General features: G+C 48.2%; 18 protein-coding genes. 9 read left to right on the top strand and 9 right to left on the bottom strand.

The annotated features are described in order from the left end of the window. Window positions 1-12 precede the first annotated feature (12 nt). Entirely contained in the window at window positions 13-600 is a 588-nt protein-coding gene (locus LSG37_RS07615; RefSeq protein ID WP_233079319.1) for a hypothetical protein, read from the bottom strand. Window positions 601-1,060: 460 nt separating this feature from the next. On the opposite strand from LSG37_RS07615, the gene LSG37_RS07610 reads away from it, so the two are divergent. The 4 genes from LSG37_RS07610 (at window position 1,061) to LSG37_RS07595 (ending at window position 7,538) form a co-directional block, all read left to right on the top strand. After that, complete coding sequence (locus LSG37_RS07610; RefSeq protein WP_233079318.1) at window positions 1,061-1,327, top strand: hypothetical protein; 267 nt, start codon at window positions 1,061-1,063, stop codon at window positions 1,325-1,327. 99 nt (window positions 1,328-1,426) lie between these two features. After that, window positions 1,427-2,803: a TolC family protein gene (locus LSG37_RS07605; protein WP_233079317.1), complete on the top strand. Its 1,377-nt coding sequence runs from the start codon at window positions 1,427-1,429 to the stop codon at window positions 2,801-2,803. Then, complete coding sequence (locus LSG37_RS07600; RefSeq protein WP_233079316.1) at window positions 2,800-4,419, top strand: efflux RND transporter periplasmic adaptor subunit; 1,620 nt, start codon at window positions 2,800-2,802, stop codon at window positions 4,417-4,419. Before LSG37_RS07605 ends, LSG37_RS07600 begins: the two co-directional genes overlap by 4 nt. Then, the gene (locus tag LSG37_RS07595; RefSeq protein ID WP_233079315.1) at window positions 4,416-7,538 is read left to right on the top strand and encodes an efflux RND transporter permease subunit; all 3,123 of its coding nucleotides are present in this window, start codon (window positions 4,416-4,418) and stop codon (window positions 7,536-7,538) included. Before LSG37_RS07600 ends, LSG37_RS07595 begins: the two co-directional genes overlap by 4 nt. 1,622 nt (window positions 7,539-9,160) lie before the next feature. On the opposite strand, the gene LSG37_RS07590 is transcribed toward LSG37_RS07595, so the two are convergent. Then, a complete protein-coding gene (locus tag LSG37_RS07590) occupies window positions 9,161-10,483 on the bottom strand; it encodes a type II toxin-antitoxin system HipA family toxin (RefSeq protein ID WP_233079314.1) in 1,323 nt (440 codons plus the stop codon). Beyond that, entirely contained in the window at window positions 10,484-10,729 is a 246-nt protein-coding gene (hipB, locus tag LSG37_RS07585; protein WP_233079313.1) for a type II toxin-antitoxin system antitoxin HipB, read from the bottom strand. It abuts the gene before it with no gap. 326 nt (window positions 10,730-11,055) lie between these two features. Between hipB and LSG37_RS07580 the strand changes: the two genes are divergently transcribed. Next, window positions 11,056-12,075 carry an oxidoreductase gene (locus LSG37_RS07580; protein WP_233079312.1) on the top strand — a complete coding sequence of 340 codons (1,020 nt, stop codon included), beginning with the start codon at window positions 11,056-11,058 and terminating at the stop codon, window positions 12,073-12,075. A gap of 3 nt (window positions 12,076-12,078) precedes the next feature. Beyond that, entirely contained in the window at window positions 12,079-13,242 is a 1,164-nt protein-coding gene (locus LSG37_RS07575; RefSeq protein ID WP_233079311.1) for a serine hydrolase domain-containing protein, read from the top strand. A gap of 29 nt (window positions 13,243-13,271) precedes the next feature. On the opposite strand, the gene LSG37_RS07570 is transcribed toward LSG37_RS07575, so the two are convergent. Continuing rightward, entirely contained in the window at window positions 13,272-14,447 is a 1,176-nt protein-coding gene (locus LSG37_RS07570) for a GGDEF domain-containing protein (RefSeq protein WP_233079310.1), read from the bottom strand. 235 nt (window positions 14,448-14,682) lie between these two features. Next, window positions 14,683-15,966 (bottom strand): HD-GYP domain-containing protein, encoded by a 1,284-nt coding sequence (locus LSG37_RS07565; protein WP_233079309.1) that lies wholly within the window; start codon window positions 15,964-15,966, stop codon window positions 14,683-14,685. A gap of 143 nt (window positions 15,967-16,109) precedes the next feature. On the opposite strand from LSG37_RS07565, the gene LSG37_RS07560 reads away from it, so the two are divergent. The 3 genes from LSG37_RS07560 to moeA all read left to right on the top strand — a co-directional run bounded on the left by LSG37_RS07560 (window position 16,110) and on the right by moeA (window position 20,998). Further along, a complete protein-coding gene (locus LSG37_RS07560) occupies window positions 16,110-16,850 on the top strand; it encodes a HesA/MoeB/ThiF family protein (RefSeq protein WP_233079308.1) in 741 nt (246 codons plus the stop codon). 222 nt (window positions 16,851-17,072) lie between these two features. Beyond that, a complete protein-coding gene (locus LSG37_RS07555; protein WP_233079307.1) occupies window positions 17,073-19,760 on the top strand; it encodes a nitrate reductase in 2,688 nt (895 codons plus the stop codon). Next, the gene (moeA, locus tag LSG37_RS07550) at window positions 19,757-20,998 is read left to right on the top strand and encodes a molybdopterin molybdotransferase MoeA (RefSeq protein ID WP_233079306.1); all 1,242 of its coding nucleotides are present in this window, start codon (window positions 19,757-19,759) and stop codon (window positions 20,996-20,998) included. The genes LSG37_RS07555 and moeA overlap by 4 nt, the downstream gene beginning before the upstream one ends. Here moeA and LSG37_RS07545 read toward each other — a convergent pair. The 4 genes from LSG37_RS07545 to LSG37_RS07530 are packed head-to-tail and all read right to left on the bottom strand — an operon-like array spanning window position 20,995 to window position 23,666. Then, window positions 20,995-21,669, bottom strand: coding sequence for an ATP-binding cassette domain-containing protein (locus tag LSG37_RS07545; protein WP_233079305.1), 675 nt, complete (start codon window positions 21,667-21,669; stop codon window positions 20,995-20,997). The two genes, moeA and LSG37_RS07545, sit on opposite strands and share 4 nt — an antisense overlap. Further along, on the bottom strand, window positions 21,666-22,364 hold the full coding sequence (gene modB, locus LSG37_RS07540) for a molybdate ABC transporter permease subunit (protein WP_233079304.1): 699 nt from the start codon (window positions 22,362-22,364) through the stop codon (window positions 21,666-21,668). The genes LSG37_RS07545 and modB overlap by 4 nt, the downstream gene beginning before the upstream one ends. Beyond that, window positions 22,364-23,143 carry a molybdate ABC transporter substrate-binding protein gene (modA, locus tag LSG37_RS07535; RefSeq protein ID WP_233079303.1) on the bottom strand — a complete coding sequence of 260 codons (780 nt, stop codon included), beginning with the start codon at window positions 23,141-23,143 and terminating at the stop codon, window positions 22,364-22,366. The genes modB and modA overlap by 1 nt, the downstream gene beginning before the upstream one ends. Further along, a complete protein-coding gene (locus LSG37_RS07530; RefSeq protein ID WP_233079302.1) occupies window positions 23,130-23,666 on the bottom strand; it encodes a molybdenum cofactor biosynthesis protein MoaE in 537 nt (178 codons plus the stop codon). Before LSG37_RS07530 ends, modA begins: the two co-directional genes overlap by 14 nt.

Raw genomic sequence — 23,666 nt, 5'->3', positions numbered from 1 at the left:
ACAGCTGGGTTATTAGGCTTTACAGTCTGAATTAACACCTTTTAAAAACATGGTTTCCATACTACAGAGTATTTCGGATTCTGCTATCCGACCGACTCGTGCTGAATTTATTAAAGCCAGCAACATACCGATAAATACATCACTCATGGCGGCTGCACTTACGTCGTTGCGGAACGAACCTTCGAATTTGCCTCTCAGAAAAAAACGATCAATTTTAGTTTGAAAATCTTGCCAGGAAGCTTTTCGGGGGCTAGACACTTCATCTAGTTCGAATCTATGTGTCAGAAAAATAAGGAGCTCTTTATATCTCAATAAACCCTCAGTGAGAGATTTAAAAGATTCTTGTATTACTCCAGAATCCAGATGTGCTACTTCAATTGCCATATGGAGCTGCCCTAAAGATCTGCTATACAGCAGCTCAATTAGATTATCCCTGTCTGAACAAAAACCACGCAAAATGGCTTCGCTAACATCAATAGACTTAGCCAGTTCCTGCAGTGAGGCGAGAGGTTTATCAACCAGCGCTGAGGCAGTTGCGCGCAGAAGCTGATCGTGCAAGCTACCGCAGCTTGATACTGCGGATATGAGTACATGTTTCATGTTTGCCTCACAGTCAGCATTGGTTTGGTAAGTGAGGCTTCATTTCTCTTTCAAAATGAATCGTTTTTGCAGACCTCGCTTTAACGCCAAGAATAATAAAAATAAATAAAAAAAGTGATGCCGCCAAGTGGTAGTTTTAGGTGCAAAATAGGTAGCTGAATGTCTTAATCTTCGGTAAACGCTCGCTTATCCGATACGGGTAGAAAATTGAAGTATTCCAGTGTTAATAAGCCTCGTAAGACTTCTTATGTTGTTTGCAAGTCTAAATGTTCGAGGTCAAAGTCGTTGCGGAAACGGATTTAGGTGTTCAAAGACTCCTAAAGTAAGTCATGCGAAACTTTCATTGAAATTCTGTATTTGCTACAGTAATCAAATGCGCACCATATTCACCTTCATGCTTTGCCTTTTCGTGGCCTGCCAAGGCTTCGCGGCCCCCTTTACGCCTGCAGAACCTTGCCCAATGATGAAAAATGTCAGTGAATCGTCCGTTGAAAACGATGAAATGACAGCCCCCGTTGCGGATTGCTGTCAGGATGCCAAAACAATTGCTATGACCGGCAAGCTCTGTAAAGCCGATACCTCCTGTAGCACTGCAACTGCTTGCATTTTATTTGCATCTTACGATTATCCTTTAGCTTTGAAGCTCCCTGACTCTCTATCAGCTAAAACAAACATGACAGCCAGTCGTAATCCATCCAGTCATTGGCGGCCTCCTTCTATTCAGTAATCCCATCTAACCAGGAATGTGGTTGTTGACCAATACAGGCAACAGCTTTTTAACCGGGCTCGCAGAGCCTGGGCGAAGATCATTGATGGAATTACGTAAATGCATTCAATTTTTACATTGGGCGTCAGGGGGTCTCTGTTATCTCCAATTCGCCACCATAGGCTCTGCTCAAACAACTTCGTTATCAGTGCTTGTTTGTTGCTTTGTTTTGCCAATGTTGCAGCAGCGCAATCATCTTCAACAGCACTGACTCTGCAAGCTGCTTTGGAGCTTGCTGAAAGCCGTTCTGCAACACTTCAGGCTCAGGATTCAGTAAAACGAGCTGCGCGTGAGATGGCAGTTTCCGCATCTCGCCTGCCTGATCCTCTGCTGCGTTTGTCTGTAGACAATCTGCCTGTCGAAGGAGCCATGCGCTACGGTCTGACTGAGGATTTTATGACCATGCGTTCAGTCAGCCTGATGCAGACGTTTACAGCAGCTGATAAACGTCAGGCGCGCAGTGTTCGTTATGAACGCGAAGCTGAGGTGACTTCCTCTGAGCAATCATTACTTAAAGCATGGCTACTCACCCAAACAGCCAAGGCCTGGTTCGATCGCTATTACCAAGAGCAAATGCTCGAACTGTTGCAACGTCAGCGTGATGAAGCCAAAGGGGTGAGTGAGGCTATCGAATCCTCCTATAGTGCCGGTCGTCATAGTCAGGCAGATGTCCTGACTGCGCATTCTGTAGTGGCACAAATCGAGAACCGAATGCTGGAGGCGAGGGCGGAACTCAGCACCATTGAGGCACTTTTGCAACGTTGGATTGGTGACGCGGCCTCAAACCCACTTGCAGCTCCGCCCCGCATTGACAGTACTCGTCTTGTTGCACACCAGTTAGCAGATGACATTGATTTGCATCCGGATGTCGCCGTGCTGAATGCCCGTGAGCGTATTGCGCTGGCGGATGTCGACCTGGCTGAGCTGGAAAAAGATGCTGATTGGAGCTGGTCTTTTATGTACAGCAAGAGAGGCAGTCAGTTTGGCGATATGGTATCGCTTGGCGTGTCCATCCCTCTGCAGTGGGATCGGGCGAATAAGCAGGACAGAGAAGTTGCAGCCAGACTTGCGCAAGTTGAACAGCTGCGTTTTGAGCGCGAAGAATTGCGGCGTGAGCACCTTTTTGAGACTCAAAGACTCTTTGTCAACTGGCGCAGCAACCTGACCCGCCTGGAGAACTACAACACGAGGTTGATCCCGTTGGCAACCCAGCGCGTTGACGCTTTAATTGCTGCATTTCGTGGCGGCAAAGCATCTTTGGCAGAAGTACTTGAAGCTAAGCGAATGCTGATCGACACCCAGCTGGACAAGCTAGGTCTTGAAAAACAGACGGCTGCCTGGTGGGCTGAACTGGAATTTCTTATTCCCCGCGACCCCAGCAGACCAGCCAACTCATACCATCCGTCTAATCACTCAGCTGAGGAGACTTTGCCATGAATAGCAAAACTATCCTGCTCATAGGTCTTGTGACAGCCGGACTCATGGCTGGGGGATTAAGTTTCTATCAATTAGGTTTCAGCAATGGAGAGGCACATGCATTAAGTGCCGGGTCTGCAGAAACTAAAAGAACAACTCAAGTCGTTGACCCCTCAAGCTGGGGGATTTCTGAAGGAGAGGTGGCTTCGAAGCGCCATATTGAAGCAGGCCTAAAGGCCGGAGATATAGATCCCGTTACAGAGCGAAAAATTCTCTATTACCACGATCCTATGGTTCCGGGGAACAAGTTTGAGGCGCCGGGAAAATCTCCCTTTATGGATATGATGTTAGTGCCGACCTACGCCGGAGCCGAAAGCTCAGACAACAGTACAGTCTCCGTCAGTTCGCGTATTCAGCAGAATCTGGGCGTGCGGACAGGTGAAGTGATGCAGGCTCAATGGACTCCTGAACTATCAGCTGTGGGTACAGTGGCGTGGAATGACCGTAGCCAATTTATGGTGCAGGCTCGCGCAACTGGTTTTGTGGAGAAGCTACATGTCCGCACAGCATTAGATCCGGTTAGTAAGGGACAGTCATTGCTGGAGCTCTATGTACCGGACTGGGTAGCAGCGCAGCAAGATTACCTGACCACTCTGGGTTTGAAAACAGAGGGGCTGGAGAGGCTTACTCAAGCTGCCCTGCAGCGCATGCGTCAGGCGGGTATGACCGAAACTCAGATCAGCCAGGTAAAAAGCACAAGGCAGGTTCATGCCCGTATCACGCTCAGCGCTCCGGCCAGTGGCGTTATCACGGAATTGATGGTTCGTGACGGAGCCACAGTAACTATGGGGACGCCGCTTATGCGCATCAACAGTCTTTCGAGTCTGTGGGTTGAGGCTGAAATACCGGAAAGTCTGACCGCTCAGGTGAGGGTTGGCTCAGAAGTTGAGGCACAAACTGCTGCGTTACCAGCAGAAGTGTTCCGTGGTCAGGTGCAAGCCTTATTGCCTGAGATTAATCCAACGACTCGCACACGTAAAGCCCGGATGGTGCTCGATAACCCGCACGAATTGTTAGCGCCAGGCATGTTTGTGCAGATGAAGCTCAGCGGCGGACCAGCCCGCACTGCGTTGGTCGTTCCGTCAGAGGCGCTGGTACGTACCGGTCAACGAACCCTTGTTATTGGGGTTGAAAATGAAGCCTTTCGTCCGTTCGAAGTGCGTATTGGTCACGAGCAAAATGGTCAGACTGAAATTTTGTCAGGATTAAAGCAAGGGCAAAAAATTGTGCTTTCCGGACAATTCCTTATCGACTCTGAAGCCAACTTAAAAGGTGTTGAAGGCCGTTGGTCTTTAGACAAGAAACAAGGTTCAGTAAAACCAGAGGCTCAAAGCTACCACACATCTGCATTAGTGGAAGCAGTAGCCGATGAAACCCTTACGCTGACGCATCCGGAAATACCGGCATTAAAATGGCCTGGCATGACGATGGATTTCAGGTTGGCTCCTGATCACTCATCCATCAAACCTGAGGTGGGTAGCACGATACAAATTGAGTTTCTCCTGCCGGAGGACGAAGCGCCACTGATTATCCAATGGCAACCAGAACACAACAAGGCAAACGGAGGTGAGCAATGATTGCCCGCTTGATCCACTGGTCGATTAGCAACCGCATTCTGGTTTTACTTGCCACCTTGCTAGTAGCTGCATGGGGCGTCTTCTCTTTGCTTCGTACTCCGCTGGACGCTTTGCCAGATCTGTCGGACACTCAGGTAATCGTCCGTACCAGTTGGCCAGGGCAAGCACCTCAGCTGATTGAAAATCAGATCACTTATCCGATGACGACCACTATGTTGTCAGTGCCTGGGGCGCGGGTGGTGCGTGGTTATTCGTTTTTTGGCGATAGTTATGTGTATGTGTTGTTCGAAGATGGGACTGATCTCTATTGGGCTCGTTCGCGAGTACTTGAATACCTCAATCAGGTGCAATCCCGGCTACCTCCGGGCGCAAGCTCAGCGCTTGGTCCTGATGCGACTGGGGTGGGCTGGATTTACCAGTACGCATTAATCGACCGCTCTGGTCAGCAGGATCTGGCCCAGCTGCGCAGCTTGCAAGACTGGTTTCTCAAGTTTGAATTAAAGGCAGTATCCGGAGTGGCTGAAGTCGCGACTATCGGCGGCATGGTACGGCAGTATCAAGTGGTACTGAACCCGGACAAACTTGCTGCTTATCGTATTCCTGTGGAGCAAGTGATCGAGGCCATTCGCCGGGCTAATCAGGAATCGGGTGGATCGGTACTGGAAATGGGCGAGGCTGAGTTTATGGTACGAGCCTCCGGCTACCTGAAAACATTGGACGACTTTCGTGCCATTCCACTGAGAACTACTGATGCCGGAGTATCGGTTTTGCTGGGTGATGTTGCCCATGTTCAGATTGGGCCAGAGATGCGCAGGGGGATAGGCGAGCTGGACGGTGAGGGCGAAGCCGTTGGAGGCGTGATTATTATGCGCTCCGGTGAGAACGCCTTAACAACCATAGCGGCGGTCAAAACAAAATTGACGGCGTTGAAGAAGAGTCTGCCGCCCGGTGTGGAAATAGTGCCGACTTATGACCGTTCGAGGCTTATTGAAAGAGCCATTGAGAATCTTAGCTTCAAACTGCTTGAGGAGTTTGCTGTTGTTGCAGTCGTTTGTGCGCTGTTTCTGTTCCATCTCCGATCAGCTTTGGTGGCTATTGTCTCTTTGCCTTTGGGTATTCTGGCTGCATTTATTGTGATGCATTGGCAGGGGGTCAATGCCAACATTATGTCATTGGGCGGCATTGCCATTGCCATAGGCGCTATGGTTGACGCTGCTGTGGTTATGATTGAAAATGCTCATAAACATCTGGAGAAATGGCATCAGGATCATCCTGAGGAGTTGTTGCATGGTGAAACTCGTTGGCGGGTGATCGCCGATGCAGCTGCAGAGGTAGGTCCAGCGCTGTTTTTTTCTCTGCTGATCATTACGCTGTCATTTGTGCCGGTTTTTACATTGGAGGCACAAGAAGGACGGCTGTTTTCGCCGCTGGCCTTTACTAAAACCTATGCGATGGCGGCCAGTGCTGGTCTGGCGGTCACTTTGATCCCCGTACTGATGGGCTACCTGATCCGGGGCCGGATCCCTGATGAGCAAAAGAATCCGCTTAATCGCTGGTTAAGCGCTGCTTACCGGCCTTTACTAAATATCGTCTTGCGTTTTCCCTGGACCACCATTGTATTTTCCTTTGTCATTTTTGTGGCCAGTTTATGGCCATTGCAACATCTTGGCACTGAATTTATGCCGCCTCTTGACGAAGGTGATGTGCTGTATATGCCAACGGCACTGCCGGGCCTGTCGGCCAGTAAAGCTGCGCAGTTACTGCAGCAAACCGATCGTCTGATCAAAGCGGTACCCGAAGTTGCCAGTGTATACGGAAAAGCGGGCAGAGCAGATACTGCAACGGATCCAGCACCATTAGAGATGTTTGAGACCACCATTCAGTTTAAGCCCAAAAGCGAATGGCGTTCAGGGATGACGGCGGAAAAGATCATTGAAGAACTGGACAGAACAGTGCGGGTGCCCGGCCTGACGAATATCTGGATCCCGCCAATTCGTAACCGTATCGATATGCTGGCCACAGGTATCAAAAGTCCGGTAGGGGTGAAGGTGTTGGGCAGCGATCTTTCGGTGATTAATCAACTGACAAAAGAGATTGAGCAAAAGGTTAAACAGATTCCCGGAGTAACCAGCGCTTTTGCTGAGCGTTTGACGGGAGGACGTTATGTCAATATCGATATCCAGCGCGAGCGGGCGGCTCGTTATGGGCTGAATATCGCTGATGTCCAGTTGATTGTCGCCAGTGCTGTGGGCGGGATGAACATTGGCGAAACTATTGAAGGGCTGCAGCGTTACCCCATCAACGTTCGTTACCCACGTGAGGTCCGCGATTCACTAGCACTGTTACGCAGTTTGCCTATTGTTACACCCAGAGGGCAGCAGTTGATACTTAGTGATGTCGCTAACATTCGTATAGAAGACGGTCCACCGATGTTGCGCAGTGAAAACGCACGTTTGGCGGGCTTTGTGTATGTGGACCTGCGTGGTCGGGATCTGGGCACCGCGGTGCGGGAGATGCAACAAGCCGTCGCTGAGCAGGTCAAATTACCACCCGGTTATTCAGTTTCGTGGTCAGGACAATTTGAATTTCTTGAACGAGCCACAGAGAAGCTAAAACTGGTTGTGCCGTTTACTTTGCTGATCATTTTTATCCTGCTTTACCTGACCTTTAAGCACTTTGCCGAGGCTTTGCTATTGATGGCAACCTTGCCTTTTGCACTGGTCGGCGGGATCTGGTTGTTGTTTGGTCTCGGTCACAATCTTTCTGTTGCTGGCGTAGTGGGTTTTATCGCCCTCGCCGGTGTGGCTGCCGAATTCGGTGTGATCATGCTGCTTTACCTCAAACAAGCATGGCAGGCACGAACCGATCAACATCAGAGCAGTGAAGCTGATTTGCTGGATGCCATTCGTGAAGGCGCAGTGTTACGCGTGCGGCCCAAAGCCATGACAGTTGCTGTGATCCTGGCCGGTCTTTTACCCATCTTATGGGGAGCAGGCGCCGGTAGCGAGATCATGCAGCGGATTGCTGCACCTATGGTCGGCGGAATGATTTCTGCGCCGCTTCTGTCGATGTTTGTGATCCCTGCAGCTTATTATCTGATGTATCGGCCTCGTCACTGATTAAGTATTAAAGTATCGAACAGGTAAAAGCATGTGCTCCGTCCATTCAGCCTTTGGCTATGTTAGAGGCTGAATTCGTTTATTTGTTTCTTTATTGAAGAATCAAGTCATGTTCACCTCATCTGAAGATGGCATTAATTAACCTAACCTTCTTGGTGAGTTGCTGGGACAATAAATCATATGGCTGCTCTATTTTTACCCTTTGCAGGAGGATATTTATTAGATCCTTCACATCTTTTTTTCACTTGTTGTTTCCGCTGTGTTTGGAATTGAATAAATACAATTTGGTTTGCTGTCTCAGTTCAAAGTTCTTTGGTGCTGGTTCTCTATACAGCGCAAGATCTTTGGTGTACGAAGCCAGTGCAATCTGAAATCAAGTGGCAAGGGTGATTGAATGATTGCTGTCTGATTTCAAAGTGCAGTGCATGTTGATTTAAATTTTACGTCTTTGAAATACCGCAAAGTCTTAAGTTTCAGACTGTCCGGTAATACGTTTTTGCAAAAAAGCAGCGGCAGATTAACCAGCTGTGAGCCAGTATTCTGCTTTGAGGATGTGCTTTTTGTAGGCTTCAATTTCTGGTCCTATTTTTCAGACCTTCCGGCGATACAGTTTTTCTGCCATTTAAAAAATAGGCTCGTTCAGGCAGAAGCATTTTGAGCTTGGTCAAGCATAGTCATAAGCAGAAAAAATGAGCGAAAAGTGCTGAAATTAAGGTCTGAATAGTCAGACCTGCTTGAATTTGACATCGACAAAAATTAATTAATGCAGGACTTTTTTTATCTGAAGCGAAAATAAAGTTCTGTGGCGGCAAGCGATGGTTTTCGTTCTGATGGTCAAATTTTTACCGACAAAGTTGAACTGAGTCTGAATATTCAGACCGCAATGAAAGAGTTATTCAAGTTCCCTCCTCATTTTCAGCAAAGTGTAAAAATTATGGTCTGAAATTTCATACCATAGCCGACCAAAAAGTCTTTACCGCTGACCCTCGGCCTGCTTTTTGGACACCTGTGTCCATGGTCACCGCGTTAATAGATCTTGGTTGATGTCCGGCTTATTAGGGGACTGACATCATTTAAAAACAGTTAGTTACCACTTTCATCTATTGAGATTATAGCCACTATTGAAAGTGGTCACGGCCTGTCACGCCGGGGGTCGCGGGTTCGAGTCCCGTCCGCTCCGCCATTTTACTGGGTTAGCCACTCAGTAAACAAATCAACCAGCCTTGAGCTGGTTTTTTTATTCGCCGCCGTCCATGGCGCTCACTCTGTCGGGCCATCGTCACTTCGTTCCGATGTTAACAATTGCTCCGGGCAATTGTTTGTGTCTAAAATTTGGAAGGGCTGTCTGGCGACAGCAGTTCAGTCGGTTGCTCTCTGTTAAAGCATGGCCGGCTTGTCACGCCCAAGGTTGAAAGATGCGCGGGTTCGAGTCCCGTCCGCTCCGCCACTTTACTGGTGTAAAGACCAGTAAAAAAATCAACCAGCCTTGAGCTGGTTTTTTTATTCGCCGCCGTCCATGGCGCTCACCCTATCGGGCCATCGTCACTTCGTTCCGATGTTAACAATTGCTCCGGGCAATTGTTTGTGTCTAACATTTGGAAAGGCTGTCTGGCGACAGCAGTTCAGTCACCCCGCAGTCGTTTTAGTTGCCGCAGGGTATGGTCAAAAATTGCTGTTTGGATCCGCTGCGGTATCTGTGTATGCATACGCTGCTGAAGCCGGCTAACAGCGCTTGGCATGGTCTCGGCAAATTCATCCATGATCTGTTGCATCCGTTCTGGGTCAAAACCAGTGGCTTTAGCTGTATTGATGAAATGGCGGGGTTGGATTAAATCCAGTTTATATTTTTTGCCTTTACTGGCGGTCAGACCCATGGCCAAACTTAGCTTGCGAATATCTAAGCCTTTTCCTCCCTGTAAAGGGTAAGCCGATAGAATGTCGTAAAAAGGAGTTAAACGATAAGTACCGCCAGCTTCAAGATAGATAGAGAAGTTTTTAGCATGGCCATCTGTTGCACCAATCAACCACTGAAAAACCTGAAAGCGCATAAAACTGTCTCGATCGGCCAGTGCATTACTTGACCCCATCAGTAGTTTCATAATGTCGCTGATGCCGGGCCCGCCATCTTTTTCATATTTCAGCGCAGGTGAAATGCCATGTGCCTGACACATATCTTCCTGTGGTAGTCGAATAAGCCAGTTGTGTGCAGAGGTCCAACGTCTGTCAAAACGGGTCACTGCCAGGGCTTTGATGTCGTCTAAGGTAACAATCTCGACGGTCGGCACTTCAAAGCCACACTCACGGGCTAATTCAATACATAGCCATTCATTTTCGACACTCTCCGATAAATCCAGTGTTGCTGTGGGGCCTTTAATCTCTCCAATCGGTAGTTTTAGAATATGGGTGGTTGGAGTCATGCCTTTGGGGATGCACCATTGCCCCTGATAATGCAACAGCGCCGTTTTCTCTTGAGCCCCAGCAACGGAAATACGAAAATCATCTTCATCATCCAGCATGCCAAGAGGTTTTTCAGACTGATAGCCTAACAGCAGCGCTTGTAGCCTGGTATCAGTGAGTGGCTCGAACTGAAGTTCTGGTTTTTCTGATGATGCCATGGGCGGCAGAGGCTCAGTTAGCAAGGTAATTGCACCCACACTGTCTCTACCAATATGGCTTAATAAGTCAAAAGGGCGGTTTGACCGTGCAGTAAATCGCTTCATGATACGCTGGCGAATTAATGGAGAGTCAGGAAGTAGGTTATCGAAAAAGTTGAATACTTTTTCTGAGCTGATTTTTCCCTTTTGTAACGGCAATGACAGTGACAATGGTCTGGATTTTTTGTCCTGAAGCCATGACGGAGCGTAGCTCAGTTGATGAGCGCCGTTTGGCTGCTGGATTAACTCTCCGACATAGGATTGGTTCATATAGAGCGATAATGACGGCATTTACCAGTTCTCATCATCTGGATCAGAGGCTAATTTCTGTGGTTGTTCAAGCAGCTCCATATGTAACTGCAACCCTTGCAAGATTTTAAACAAGGTCTGTAATTGGCAGCGGTCGGGATCGTTTTCAAAATTCGATAAGGTCGACTGTTTGATCCCTACTTTTTTAGCAATCTCGGCTTGAGACCAATTGTTACTGGTACGAATTAACCTAATCTTATTGGCCAGCTGCTGGGGGCTATAAATCATAATGCTGCTCTTTTTTTATCCTTTTCTGAGGATAGTTTATGGCTTATCCCCTGTAAAGGATTACTCATGATTAATCCCTTTTAGGGGATAATTTTCGGCTGTTGCTCCGCTTTTTATGGACCAAATTCTGATAACAAGTAGGGTAAAGAAACCGATTTTGGGCAAAAAAGGACAATCCTGATCTGAATACTCAGACTTTCTGGAAAAACACTTTTTGTCACTTTTAAAATATACATACACTGCCGTTTTCTCTGATCTTTTCACCCTTTCCCTGCTTCCGTCGTATTACAATGCCTGCTTATGCCCGAAATCATACAGGAGCATCTATGATCAAAACTGCCGTTATTGGCTATGGCTTATCCGCCAAAACCTTTCATTTGCCTTTTATTGTGCAGCAACCAGAGCTGGAACTGGTGGCTATCAGCAGCAGTCAGCCTGAACTCAAATCAGAGTATCCACAGTTACAGCATTATCAAAATGGCGATGAGCTGATCCGTTTATCAGAGGCTGAGCTGGTGGTGATCACCTCACCTAATGACAGTCATTACCCACTGGCAAAACAAGCCTTGCTGGCCGGAAAACATGTGCTGGTGGAAAAACCTTTTGTGCTGACGGAGGAGCAAGGACAGGAACTGTTTGAGCTGGCTGACCAGCAGCAACGCCAGCTTTTTGTTTACCATAACAGGCGTTTTGATGGAGATTTTCTGACACTACAGCAACTGATTGAGTCCGGTGAACTCGGTGTTATCCGTTATTTTGAATCGCATTTTGACCGTTTCCGGCCTGTGCCAAGACCACGCTGGCGTGAAAAACAAGGAGCTGGCACCGGTATTTTGTATGACTTAGGCCCTCATCTGATTGACCAGGCCATCGCGTTATTTGGTGCTCCAGAGGCATTAACTGCCCGTTGTCGCGCTTTACGGCAGGGCAGTGAGACAGTGGATTATTTTCATTTGATGCTGCATTACGCTGATAAAGAAGTGCTGCTGCATTCCAGCCCTTTTTGTGCGCTTCCTACCACTCGTTTTATTCTGCAGGGTGATAACGGCTCTTATCATAAAACGGGTTTAGATCCGCAGGAAGACGCATTAAGAGCAGGGCAAAAACCTTTGGGGGAAAGCTGGGGTTTGGAGCCTGAAGCTCTGTATGGTGTGGTGGCTAAAGCCGACGGACAAAGAACTTATCCCACCTTGGCTGGCAATTATCAGCTGTTTTATCAGCACCTGGTGGCCGCATTGCAGCAAGGCAAAGCCAGCCCGGTTTCTGCAACACAAGCTTTGCAAGGGATCCGGCTGATTGAACTGGCACAACAAAGCCAGCAGCTTGGCCGCACAGTGGAGTTCTGACTGATGTTATCTGCTGCAGGCAAATGGCTGATCCTAGGCGCTGTTCTGTGTTGTGCTTTTTTATCTGCTTTGGCGCAGAGCGCGCCCCTAGAGGACAAAATCCAGTTTCATCAGCACCACACACCAGACCCGGCTTTGCCTGTGCAAAGACCTGAGGTGAAAGGCTTGAATGAGCAGATTTTGCATCAGCTGTTGTTGCAGCTGCAGGACAAGACAGTAAGCGGTTATCAGCAAGTACATAGTCTGTTGCTGTATAAGTCCGGTGCTTTGGTGCTGGAGCAGTATCAAAAGGGCAATAACGACTTTATCAACTTTGAACAAGGGATCAAGGTGGTGAAAGGGTCGCAGGATTTTGTCTGGACTTCGGATAAACCTCATTATGTAGCTTCTGTGACAAAAGCTGTCACAGCCACTTTAACCGGTATTGCCTTGCAGCAAACAGGCCTGACTGTTGATGCCACTTTGGCACAGTTGTTACCACAAGATGCTGTGATCAAATCGGACCCGTTAAAAGCCAGTATTAGCCTGCATCAGCTGTTGTCGATGCAGGCAGGTTTTGTTTGGGATGAATGGACAGGGCAGGATTTGGTGAAGCTGTGGCAGCAACAGAATTTTGTCTATTACCTGCTGCAACAGCCCAATACAGGGCCGGGCAAAAGCTGGGCGTACAACAGTGCTTTACCTAATCTGGTATTGCAGCTACTACAGCAGCAGTTAAAACAGCCTCTGCAGCCTTGGGCCAAACAGCAGCTATTTGATAAGTTAGGATTTATCCAGTACCGCTGGGACACTCAACCCGACGGCGTGCCCGAAGGTTCGGCTCGTTTATGGCTCACACCACGTGACATGCTCAAACTAGGTATTTTGTATTTGCAGCAAGGTCAGTGGCAGGGGGAGCAGCTGTTGCCAACTGGCTGGGTCCAGCAGATGACAAGCCCTCAGGCTAAAAGTCCTGCCGGAGACTATGGCTATTACTTCTGGCTACGACAGCAAGATGGCGTTTCTTATTACACAGCTGAAGGCGATGGAGGCCAGTACATTGCTGTGTTTCCAACTCTGGATATGGTGTTGGTACTGACTCAAGGCAATTATCTGCAATGGGCCCTCTACAAAACTCAGGCAGATCGTATCATTCAACATCTACTGAGCAGTATCAGAACTGATTGATCTGTTGAATCGCACCTGATGCCGGTTTGTTAGTCTGCAACAGCAGCGCAGGCTTTATTGCGACCTTCAGCTTTCGCCTGATACATAGCGTGGTCTGCCAGCGTCAGCAGATGTTCGGCTTTAGCGCCAGGATAGACAGTGACATAACCCAGGCTGGCGCTGAGTTCTATAGGATTGTTGTGCCAAATCAACTGGCAGCCTGACAGTGTACTGCGGATTTTTTCGGCGATCAGAGGCAATTCAGTAGCAGACACTCCGGGAAACATTAATAAAAACTCTTCGCCACCATAACGGCTGACCAGATCCTGAGTACGCACCACAGCAGATAAAGTGGTAGCGCAGCGGCGTAAAGCGGCATCACCAGCGTCATGGCCTAAGCTGTCATTAATCAGTTTAAAGTGGTCTAAATCCAACAATATCAGGCTGTAGCTCTGTTGTTGTTTCTGCCATTGTTCATGTATTTCCTGCAGTTTTTTTAATGCGGCTCTTCTGTTCCATAAGCCTGTTAACTGGTCCCGCTCGGCAAATTGGCGGATTTTGGCAACCAGCCGCGCTAACGCGCCTCCGACCATCACTATGTTAATGGCCAGCGTCAGAATGACATAAGACCATAATAACGGCATAGCTTCATCTGTGTAAGTGGCAACAAAAGCATCTGCCTGGGGTTCAGGCCACAACAGGATTAAGCTGCGGGCGAAGAAAATAGCTGTCATGACAAATAATGGCGCGGACATCAGGCAAGCTGCAGCAAAACCAAAATCTTTTTGTATAGCCTGAAAATTATTGCGGCTGGCTGAAAACGAAAACACAGTAGCAGTAACTGAAAACACCACACCTAAAAAGATCGGATGCAGTTGTTGTAACTGACCTGCCAGCATCAATACAGCAGTGAGCAACAGGATCAGGCTATCCCGCTTCACACTTGATTGCAGTTTAAACAACTGCTGAATACCCCAGCCCATCAACATAAAACTGCTCAGTATCGCCATATCGGCAAGAAACCAGTTCAGTAAATTGGCGTCTGCTGTGCGTAAGGTCAGTAAATAAATGCCAACACCTAATGCCAGATTGGCGGCAAAAAACCGAAAACTGGCTTTGGGGGCGACACGCAGTGGATGGGCCATTAAACACCAGGCTATACCGGCAACTAATGCCAATAACCAGATAAATGACAGCAGTAACTCTGATGGAGGATGATCAATCATAAATTTTTAGTTCTGTCCGGCGGGCAATAAAATCAATTTATTGAACGCTTTACGTCATCTGCAACATGCAGTATAAAAATTCAGCTTAATACATCCTGACAGCTGATAAGAGGTTTGTACACAGCCACTCAACCAAGGTTTTGTAACTGGTCTGACATTATAGAGGTAAATACCAGACTATCGTAGCTGAATATCCATCTCAGCCAGCTAAGCATGCTGAAGCTTATGACTTCATTCAGTTTTTTTGTTGTACAAAATAACTGATCTGAGCTCGTGGATTTAAATAAGCAAAAACTTCAGGTGGCAGGGCTTTAGGTTTAACCACTTTTTCAACCGATAGCTTATTGGCTTCCAGCGTGACTATAGCGGCTTCAAGGCGGGGAACATCGGCATCATAAATCAGCACATCGGGGTAGAGCATAGAGTCTGAGTTCACCGCCATGACGATGCCCACTCTTTTGTCGGACAGCAGTACCACTGTGCCGGGTGGATAAATTCCCATCATCTTGATCATGACTCTCATTTCCAGATCGCCAAGTTTGCCTTTCATTGTTTTATACATCAGGGATAAAGCATGGTGAGGCGAACGGGCCTGTGACATATCAAGCGGATGGCAGAGGTTATCAAATTCGTTCACTACAGCGACAATACGGGCCAGTTTATTAATTTGCCCGGCTTTTAAAGCAGCCGGATAACCACTACCGTCCAGATACTCATGATGTTGTTCTACTATAGCTTTGGCTTCAGCCGGAAATTGTTGGGTCAGGCCCAGCAGCTCCAGGCCAAGTTTGGGGTGAAGTTTCAGGAAATTCAGCTCAGGAGTGGTTAAAGCTGAAGTTTTACGCAAAATCTGGCTGGGGATCTTCAGTTTTCCTATGTCGTGAAACATGGCACCTAAACCTGTCCATTTCACTTCGTCTGCACTGTAGTTTAAGTTTTTTGCCAGCATCATCGCCAGAATAGACACGTTTAAGACGTGAAAGTACATCGACTCCTGTTCTTTGCCTGCCTGGGATATCAGGTGCAATACCAAAGCGTCTTCACTCAAAATAGTATCGGCCAGATTACTGATCAATTGGCTGGCATCTTCGATGGCATTGAGCGGACGGCCTTGTACTTTGGTCATCAGATTACGTACTTGTGCCATGGACTGGGCAAAAGCCTTTTCAGTTTTTTGCAGTTCGCGTCTGTGGGCTTTGGCTTGCTCTATACGTTGCTCTTTTTCCAGTTGCATTTGGGTGCGAAGTTGCAGATCCTCTATATCCCGACTGACAGAAGCTTCGTTGTGATCCGCTGTGCTATCAACCACAACAGAACTACGCTCCGGATAAAAATACACATAGTCCAGTTCTAACGACAAAATAATCCGCAACTGCTGCGCAGATTCCACCACCAATTTATTGGTCAGAAATGGATGTTTCATCCAGCCGACCGGCAGTTTAATGGCATAACCCAGCTTGATATCTTTTGGCGCTATTTTCACTGGCACTGGAGTTGTAACCTCTGCTGTAGAGTTCATTCAGGTTTTATACGAGCCGCTTTATAATCAAGAATGCAATGAAAGGCAATACAGGATTACAGTTTTTATCAATTTCATGAGCTGGCACAATAAATGCTCAGATTTTTGACTCCTTCCCCTGATTTTAGTGGTCAGCCTTTCAGATGACAGAGCAATTAAGGTATAGCAGGCATTTTCTGCTGGCACAGTGGAACGAGGATCGCCAGCAGCAACTTGCAGAACAAAAAGTCTTGTTAGTGGGCTTGGGTGGGGTGGGCTCTGCTGCTGCGCCTTATCTGGTCAGCTCCGGCCTTGGACATTTAACGCTGGCGGATTTTGATCAGATTAGCTTAAGTAATTTACCCCGTCAGTTGTTGTATCAGGATGCGGATGTAGGACAACAAAAAGTACAGGTGGCACAACAAAAACTACAGTTGCTAAATCCGGCCTGTAGCCTGCAAAGCTGGTCTGAACAAGTGACGGCTGACAGCCTGAACAAAAGACTAGCTGAGTTTGATTTAGTACTGGATTGCACCGACAATCTGGATAGCCGTCAGCAGTTACAACGCGCTTGTTATCACCAACAAAAACCTTTGCTTAGTGCCGCCGCTGTGCGGCTGGAAGGTCAAATCAGTTATTTTCCTGCCTCTGCTGCAGGCCCTTGTTATTGCTGTTACAGCAGTGCATTGTCGCAACAGGAATTCAATTGTCTGGATCAAGGCGTGTTATCTCCTTTGGTTGGAGTTATCGGCAGTCTTGCTGCGTTGGAAGCTATAAAAATACTGTCAGGTTTAGGCTCAGAGCTGGCCGGAAAACTTTGGTGTTTTGACGCGTTGTTTAGTCAGTGGCAACAACTGCAGATTGCTAAAAACCCGCATTGTCCTGTTTGTTCTGTGGCAGTTTAATTCCAACACCACTGCACTTTTTTAGGTCAGTCTGCACCAGAATCATGCCCTTTTAGTCGTTTCCGTCAGCCGCACTGGCCTGCAGAGCACAAAACACCTCAAAAGAAGCTTGGCATCGGCTTTGCTTAAGCTTTAAGCAACTATATGAGCAAAGGCGCTCGTCTTACTGTTTCTTTTCTTAGAGGCGTAGACGGGCGTTTTTTATTTTAAAGAGGAGCAGACATGCAACTGCAAAGCACTTGCCCCTATTGTGGTGTAGGTTGTGGAGTTCGTGTTGAAGGCCAGACTGACCTGCAGATATCAGGTGATAGTGAGCATCCGGCCAACTATGGTCGTTTATGCGTCAAAGGCTCTGCCTTGGCTCAGACCCTGGGCGAACAAGGCCGGCTACTGGCACCCAAAGTAGATGGTCAGACTGTGAGCTGGCCTGAAGCTATAGATGCAGTATCCAGTCGTCTTAGCGCTATTGTTGCCGAATATGGCCCAGCCTCTGTCGCTATGTATTTATCTGGCCAGCTGCTGACGGAGGATTATTATGTCGCCAATAAGCTGATGAAAGGTTTTATTGGCAGCCCTCATGTTGATACCAATTCCAGGCTCTGTATGGCCTCAACTGTGGCTGGCCACAAACGCGCTTTTGGTGCCGATATAGTGCCGGGTTGTTATGCCGATATTGAGCTGGCGCGTTGTTACATTCTGGTCGGGGCTAATATGGCCTGGAATCATCCGGTGTTATTTCAGCGCATTCAGGCCTGTAAACAACAAGACCCTGGCCGGAAAATTATTGTGATAGACCCACGCCGCTCGGCCAGCTGCGAAGGTGCTGATTTGCATCTTGCGCTCAAACCCGGCACAGACTTGTTGTTATTTAATGGTCTGCTGAGCTTTTTAGCCAAAGAAAACCAACTGGATCACAACTTCATCAAAGCCCATACCGAAGGATTTTCTGAAGCCTTGGCCAGTGCGCAACAACAAGCTGGCACTATTGAACAAGTCGCCTTGGGTTGTGATCTGCCTCCAGAGCAAGTGGACGCTTTTTATCGTTGTTTTATTGATGAACCTTTGACCTTAACTTTGTTTTCGCAAGGGGTGAATCAGGCACAAAACGGCACAGATAAAGTCAATGCTATTATCAATTGCCATCTGGCGACAGGCCGTATCGGCAAAGCAGGTCGTGGGCCTTTTTCGCTTACAGGTCAGCCCAATGCGATGGGAGGTCGCGAAGTAGGGGGCTTGGCTAATCAACTGGCTGCTCATATGGATTACAGCCAAAACGCCGATATAGAACTGGTGCGGCAATTCTGGCAAGCGCCGAATATCTGCCATCAGCCCGGCTATAAAGCTGTGGATTTATTTGAGGCTGTAGAGCGTGGTGAGATTAAAGCCATCTGGATTATGGCGACTAACCCGGTGGTCAGTATGCCGGAAGCCAACAGAGTGAGAGCCGCGTTAGAAGCTTGTCCTTTAGTGATCGTCTCCGACATTGTCAGCCACACCGACACTATCGCCTGTGCTGATATTGTGTTACCCGCCACAGGCTGGAGTGAAAAAGACGGCACTGTGACTAATTCAGAGCGGCGTATCTCCAGGCAATGCACTTTATTACCCGCTCCTGGTTTAGCAAGGCATGACTGGCAGATGATCTGTGATGTTGCCAAAGCTATGGGATTTGCCGAACATTTTACTTATGCAGGGCCTGCCGCCATTTTCGCCGAACATGCCGCTTTATCTGCCTATCAGAACAGCGGTCAGCGCGCTTTTGATTTATCCGGTTTGATGCATTTAACAGCGCAGCAGTATCAGGACTTAGCTCCTGTGCAATGGCCGGTGAATCACAAATACCCAAAGGGTGCCAGTCGTTTAGGTGCTGATGGTCAGTTTTATACGCCCTCTGGCAAGGCACGCTTTATTGCGGTCTCACAACAACAGAACGCTGAGCTGGCAGCGGATCATTTACTGCTGAACACAGGAAGAATTCGGGACCAATGGCACAGCATGACCAGAACAGGTCGGGCTGCTTCTTTACTGCAACACAGAGCCGAACCTTTTCTGGAACTTCATCCCGTGGACGCAGAGCAACTGGGCTTGATTGATGGCGGTTTGGCGAGATTGTCGAATTCATTAGGTCAGATGGATGCGCGTGTCCGGCTGACCGAAGCTCAGCGTAGCGGCGAATGTTTTGTGCCTATTCATTGGACTGAACAATTTAGCAGTAGAGGCCGTTGTGATGTGCTGGTGCCAGCTTTGGTCGATCCCGTCTCAGGCCAGCCAGCCTTAAAACAAGCGCAGGTGCAAATCAATCCTTTAAATTTGCACTGGCAGGTCTGGCTGATTTTAAAACCAGAACTGGATGAACTGCTTTGGCCTTTATGCCGCAGCAGTGGCTATGCCAGCAAACAAAAAAGTGCCCAGACAGTGCTTTACCATCTGCAGCTGGCTGAATCTGATCTGGCCACTACTGCTGACTCAGGGCTGGATCCAACCAAGCTGCAGCTGTGGTTATCTGCTTTACATATTCAACCAGAACTGAGTAGTCAGGCGTTAAGTCTTGGCCATTACAGAGCTGCAGCTTTTGAAGCAGAGCAGCTAAGTTGTTGTGTCTTTATCAGCCTACAGCCACTGAATTTAGCTTTGGAGTATCTGGATCAGCAATTTAATAAAGAGCTCAGTCTGAACGACAGGCGTCAGCTACTGACAGGGCGCAGTAACTCTGGAGAGCCACAAAGTGCAGTGATTTGCAGCTGTTTTCAGGTGCGGGAAGCGTCAATTTGTGCGGCTATTCGTGAAGGTTGCAACAGCTACCAACAACTGGGGCAGCAGCTTAAGTGCGGCACTAACTGTGGTTCCTGTATCCCTGAGTTAAAAGCCTTGATTGCGTCAGAAATCACTACACAAGGACAAAGCCTATGAGCCACAGCGCCTGCTTGGAACAACAAAGTCTGACTATGGCAGAAGCGTTGCAGCTGATGTTAAGTGAAGTGTCGCCACCCATTCAACACCAGTATTGCCCTTTGCCAGAGCTTTTAGACAGAGTAGTGGCAGAAGCTGTTTATAGCCCTGTGGCTATGCCGGCTTTTACCCAATCGGCTATGGATGGTTATGCGCTGCGTTATGAGGATATCAACGCAGGTGTTGCTTTAGAGTTAGTGGGCACTGTATTAGCCGGACAACAAGCACAAGACCCGCTGCAAGCAGGCCAGGCCATGGCGGTGATGACAGGAGCCGCTATTCCTGAAGGTGCTGATACTGTGCTGATGCAGGAATATTGTGTGGTTGAGCAAGGAAAGCTGCGGTTTGACACCGATCAGCGCTATCAACAAGGTGATCATATCCGCTGGTTAGGGGAAGACTTACAAGCAGGTGCTTTGTTATTTGCTGCAGGTCACAGAATGGGGGCTTTGGATCTGGCCGTGTTGGCCGCTTCTGGTTTGGCCGGAGCGCAAGTGTATAACAAACTCAAAGTGGCCTATTGCTCCAGTGGTGATGAGTTAACAGAACCAGGTCAGCCGTTAAAATCTGGTCATTGTTACGATGCAAATAGATATTTGTTACAAGCCGCTTTAAAACGACTCGACTGCGAACCCCTTGATCTGGGCATAGTGCCGGATAAGCCTGAATTACTAAGGCAGGCTTTTTTACAGGCCAGTTCAGAGGCTGATCTGCTGATTTGCTCAGGTGGTGTGTCTGTAGGGCAAGCTGATTTTACCCGTCAAGTGTTAATAGAGCTGGGTCAGGTGCAATTTTGGCAAGTGGCGATAAAGCCAGGTAAACCTTTTGCTTTTGGCAAGTTAGGTCGTTGCTGGTTTTTTGGTTTACCGGGCAATCCGGTCTCTGCGGCCATCACCTTTCAACAGTTGGTATTGCCAGTGCTTGAACAGGCTGCCGGAGTAGTGGCTGTACCTGCAGCTGATTTTTATACCACTGCAGCTGTGGATTTTCGTAAAAAGCCAGGGCGGCTGGAATTCCAACGCGCGCGTTTTAGTGAGAACGCCGAAGCGGGTTTTGTAGAGCCTGCGGCCAGTCAAAGCTCTGCCGCCTTAATTGAACTGGCGCGTGCAGATACCCTGGTGGTGTTGCCTGCCGAAGGTTCAGGCGTAAAAGCCGGAGAGCAGGTGCTGTTGCAACCATTGGCCTTTTGTTTACGTTAAATTGCAAAAAAAGTCTGGCCTTGCTGCAGCGGCCACAGCTGTTGTTGTTGCTGCAGTTGCCCCTGTTTTAACCAGACAATCTCCTGACAATAAAGGCATAAATCTTCCATTTGATGGCTGACCCACAGCAGCATAAAACCCTGCTGTTGTTGATAATGTTTCAGTTGTTTCAGCACCGCTGTTTTTTGTTGATGATCCAGATGGGCCAGCGCTTCATCCAGCAACAAAAGCCGGGGCCTGGTGATCAAAGCCTGAGCTAACGCCAGTTTTTGCTGCTGGCCAGATGACAATTGTGATGGATACAAAGCCAATAAGGGTTGCAGTTCAAAATCCTGAATAATTTGTGCTGTATCTTCAGGCGACTTGCTCCAGTCGCTGGCCAGTTGCAGATGCTGCAACGCAGTTTTATGTGGCATTAACAAAGCTTCAGGCGCCAGATACAAAGCTTTTCGGCTGGATAAAGACCTTTGATACTGGCCTTGCTGCCATAACTCGCCACGAAAACTGCAGTGTTCAGCGGCATCTGGTTGTAAACCCGCTATGGCTTTGAGCATCGAAGTTTTACCACTGCCGGACTGACCATAAATACCAATCCAGTTGTTATCCAGCTTTAATTCCAGCTGCAAACAAAAGCTGCTGGCTGACCAGTTCAACTTTAATTGCAGACTCATTTCTGGCTCCTTTGTTGTTGCCCTCGTTGCTGCTGCCCCCGTTGTTGTTGATAAAGCCAAAACAGCACACTAAAAGAAAACAGCAATAACAAACCGGATAACAGATGAGCTCGGGCGTAGTTCAGGCTTTCGACTTGATCATAAATCAACATCGACAGCAGCTGAGTCTGACCGGGAATATTGCCACCTATCATCAGCACTATGCCAAATTCGCCCAGCGTATGAGCAAAACTTAAAATAAAGGCGCTGAAAAGTGCAGGTCGGCTTAAAGGCCAAATTAACTGAGCCATTAACTGCCAGCTATTGGCACCTAAAGCCCGGTTTTGATCCAACAACTCCTGAGCTATTTGCGCAAAACCTTGCTGTAGTGGCTGCACCACAAAAGGCAGCGAATACAACATAGAAGCCAGCACCAGGCCCTCAAAACGAAACGCCAGAGCTTCAATACCAGCAAGGCGTAATAACTGGCTGAACCAGGAATCCGGACTTAACAGCAAGACTAAATAAAAACCTAATACGGTAGGAGGCAACACCAAAGGCAAAGTCAAAAGCGCATTGATGGCATTACGTGTTGTGCTGTGGCCACGGCTGAGCCACCAGGCCAGCGGTGCTGTCAGCAGCAGTAAGAAAAAACTGCTTAAAAGCGCCAGTTTGACGGTAAGTAACAAGGCTTGCCATTCGGCCGGGTACAGCATTAGTTGTGCTCCCGAAAGCCAGCATCGGTCCAGAACTGCTGTTGTTCTGGTGCCAGCATCCAGTCTAAAAAAGCTTTGATTTCAGGGTGTTTCTGCTCAGTCCGGTAAAACCAGCTATGACGGATGGGCGGGTATAAATGTGCAGGCACAACTTCTGTCCGGCCCAGCTGTTGTAATAACTGCAACTGTTGTTGCTGGGCTTGTGGCAACAATTGCTGCAGCCTGGTCTCTGGCAACAATGCATGACCCACAATTCCCACTTCGGCCTGACCTGTACGCAATAAATGCAACACCAAAGCAGCGTTGTCAGTGCGGCGTATTTTTGCTTGCAGTTGCGACCAGAGCTGGTGCTGTTGCAAATAAGCCAAAGCGGCTTTGCCATAAGGCGCGTGGTTTGGATCGGCTATCGCTATATGTTGGCTTTGTGCCAGCGCTTGCTCGGCAGTTTGAAAACGATTGTGATACCAAAGTAGCAACTGACCCTGGCCATATACACCGGTCTGACATTGCTGTTCGGCGCTGCAGTGGCGCAGCAGGGTGTTGGTGTACAAAGGATCGGCCGCCAGAAACAGAGAAAAAGGTGCACCATGCTGAATTTGTTGACTGAGCTTGCCGGAGGACGCAAATACCGGCTGAATGCTGACGCCAGTTTCAGCCTGATACTGCGCCAGCAACAAAGGCAAAACCAGCCGTAAATCCGAAGCCGCAGCTATCAGCTGTGATGCAGCAGCATTACAACTGAAAATAAAGCAGGCAAAAACCAGTTTAAGGCCGCGCATCTATAGCCTTTTGTTTTAACAGCAGCGGTAACTGTTCCGGTTTATACCAACGCCGTGCCGCGGCCAGATCGCTGTCTTTTGACTCCAGCCATTGGCTTTGTTGCTGGTTTTGTTGTTTTTTCCAAAAAGGCGCCTGGCTTTTCAGCTGATCCATTAAAAACTCTGTGGCGGCAAAACTATCGGCTCTGTGTGGCGAACTCACAGCCACCAGCACGATTTGCTCATTAGGCCCCAGCAGCCCTGTTCTATGAATAAGCTGAATATGCTGCAAAGGCCAGCGGCTGGCGGCTTGTTCAGCCAATTGCTGTAATACCAGCTCTGTCATGCCCGGATAATGTTCCAGCAATAAAGCGCTGGTTTTCTGGTGGCTCTGGCCTGAATCATCCGGTTGGAACTGCCGCACTTTACCGACAAAAAAACACAAAGCGCCACAGTCCGGGCTTTGTTTTAACAACTGCTGATAAATGGGCTCAACGGCAAAGTCTGCAGTTTGTACCCGTACTTCAATCTGGCAGCTGAACAT

The organism is Rheinheimera soli (assembly GCF_021290985.1).
Classification (GTDB): Bacteria; Pseudomonadota; Gammaproteobacteria; order Enterobacterales; family Alteromonadaceae; genus Pararheinheimera; species Pararheinheimera soli.
The sequence above is the reverse complement of the archived record's forward strand: the minus strand, read 5'-3'. Positions and strand labels throughout refer to the sequence as shown.

Bases quoted from the DNA above. Each gene is read 5' to 3' on its own strand.
- LSG37_RS07575 (WP_233079311.1), top strand. From the start codon at position 12,079: ATGTTATCTGCTGCAGGCAAATGGCTGATCCTAGGCGCTGTTCTGTGT.
- LSG37_RS07605 (WP_233079317.1), top strand. From the start codon at position 1,427: ATGCATTCAATTTTTACATTGGGCGTCAGGGGGTCTCTGTTATCTCCA.
- modA (WP_233079303.1), bottom strand. From the start codon at position 23,143: ATGCGCGGCCTTAAACTGGTTTTTGCCTGCTTTATTTTCAGTTGTAAT.
- LSG37_RS07560 (WP_233079308.1), top strand. From the start codon at position 16,110: ATGACAGAGCAATTAAGGTATAGCAGGCATTTTCTGCTGGCACAGTGG.
- LSG37_RS07580 (WP_233079312.1), top strand. From the start codon at position 11,056: ATGATCAAAACTGCCGTTATTGGCTATGGCTTATCCGCCAAAACCTTT.
- modB (WP_233079304.1), bottom strand. From the start codon at position 22,364: ATGCTGTACCCGGCCGAATGGCAAGCCTTGTTACTTACCGTCAAACTG.
- LSG37_RS07590 (WP_233079314.1), bottom strand. From the start codon at position 10,483: ATGCCGTCATTATCGCTCTATATGAACCAATCCTATGTCGGAGAGTTA.
- LSG37_RS07555 (WP_233079307.1), top strand. From the start codon at position 17,073: ATGCAACTGCAAAGCACTTGCCCCTATTGTGGTGTAGGTTGTGGAGTT.
- LSG37_RS07595 (WP_233079315.1), top strand. From the start codon at position 4,416: ATGATTGCCCGCTTGATCCACTGGTCGATTAGCAACCGCATTCTGGTT.
- LSG37_RS07615 (WP_233079319.1), bottom strand. From the start codon at position 600: ATGAAACATGTACTCATATCCGCAGTATCAAGCTGCGGTAGCTTGCAC.
- hipB (WP_233079313.1), bottom strand. From the start codon at position 10,729: ATGATTTATAGCCCCCAGCAGCTGGCCAATAAGATTAGGTTAATTCGT.
- LSG37_RS07600 (WP_233079316.1), top strand. From the start codon at position 2,800: ATGAATAGCAAAACTATCCTGCTCATAGGTCTTGTGACAGCCGGACTC.
- LSG37_RS07570 (WP_233079310.1), bottom strand. From the start codon at position 14,447: ATGATTGATCATCCTCCATCAGAGTTACTGCTGTCATTTATCTGGTTA.
- LSG37_RS07530 (WP_233079302.1), bottom strand. From the start codon at position 23,666: ATGTTCAGCTGCCAGATTGAAGTACGGGTACAAACTGCAGACTTTGCC.
- LSG37_RS07610 (WP_233079318.1), top strand. From the start codon at position 1,061: ATGATGAAAAATGTCAGTGAATCGTCCGTTGAAAACGATGAAATGACA.
- LSG37_RS07545 (WP_233079305.1), bottom strand. From the start codon at position 21,669: ATGAGTCTGCAATTAAAGTTGAACTGGTCAGCCAGCAGCTTTTGTTTG.
- LSG37_RS07565 (WP_233079309.1), bottom strand. From the start codon at position 15,966: ATGAACTCTACAGCAGAGGTTACAACTCCAGTGCCAGTGAAAATAGCG.
- moeA (WP_233079306.1), top strand. From the start codon at position 19,757: ATGAGCCACAGCGCCTGCTTGGAACAACAAAGTCTGACTATGGCAGAA.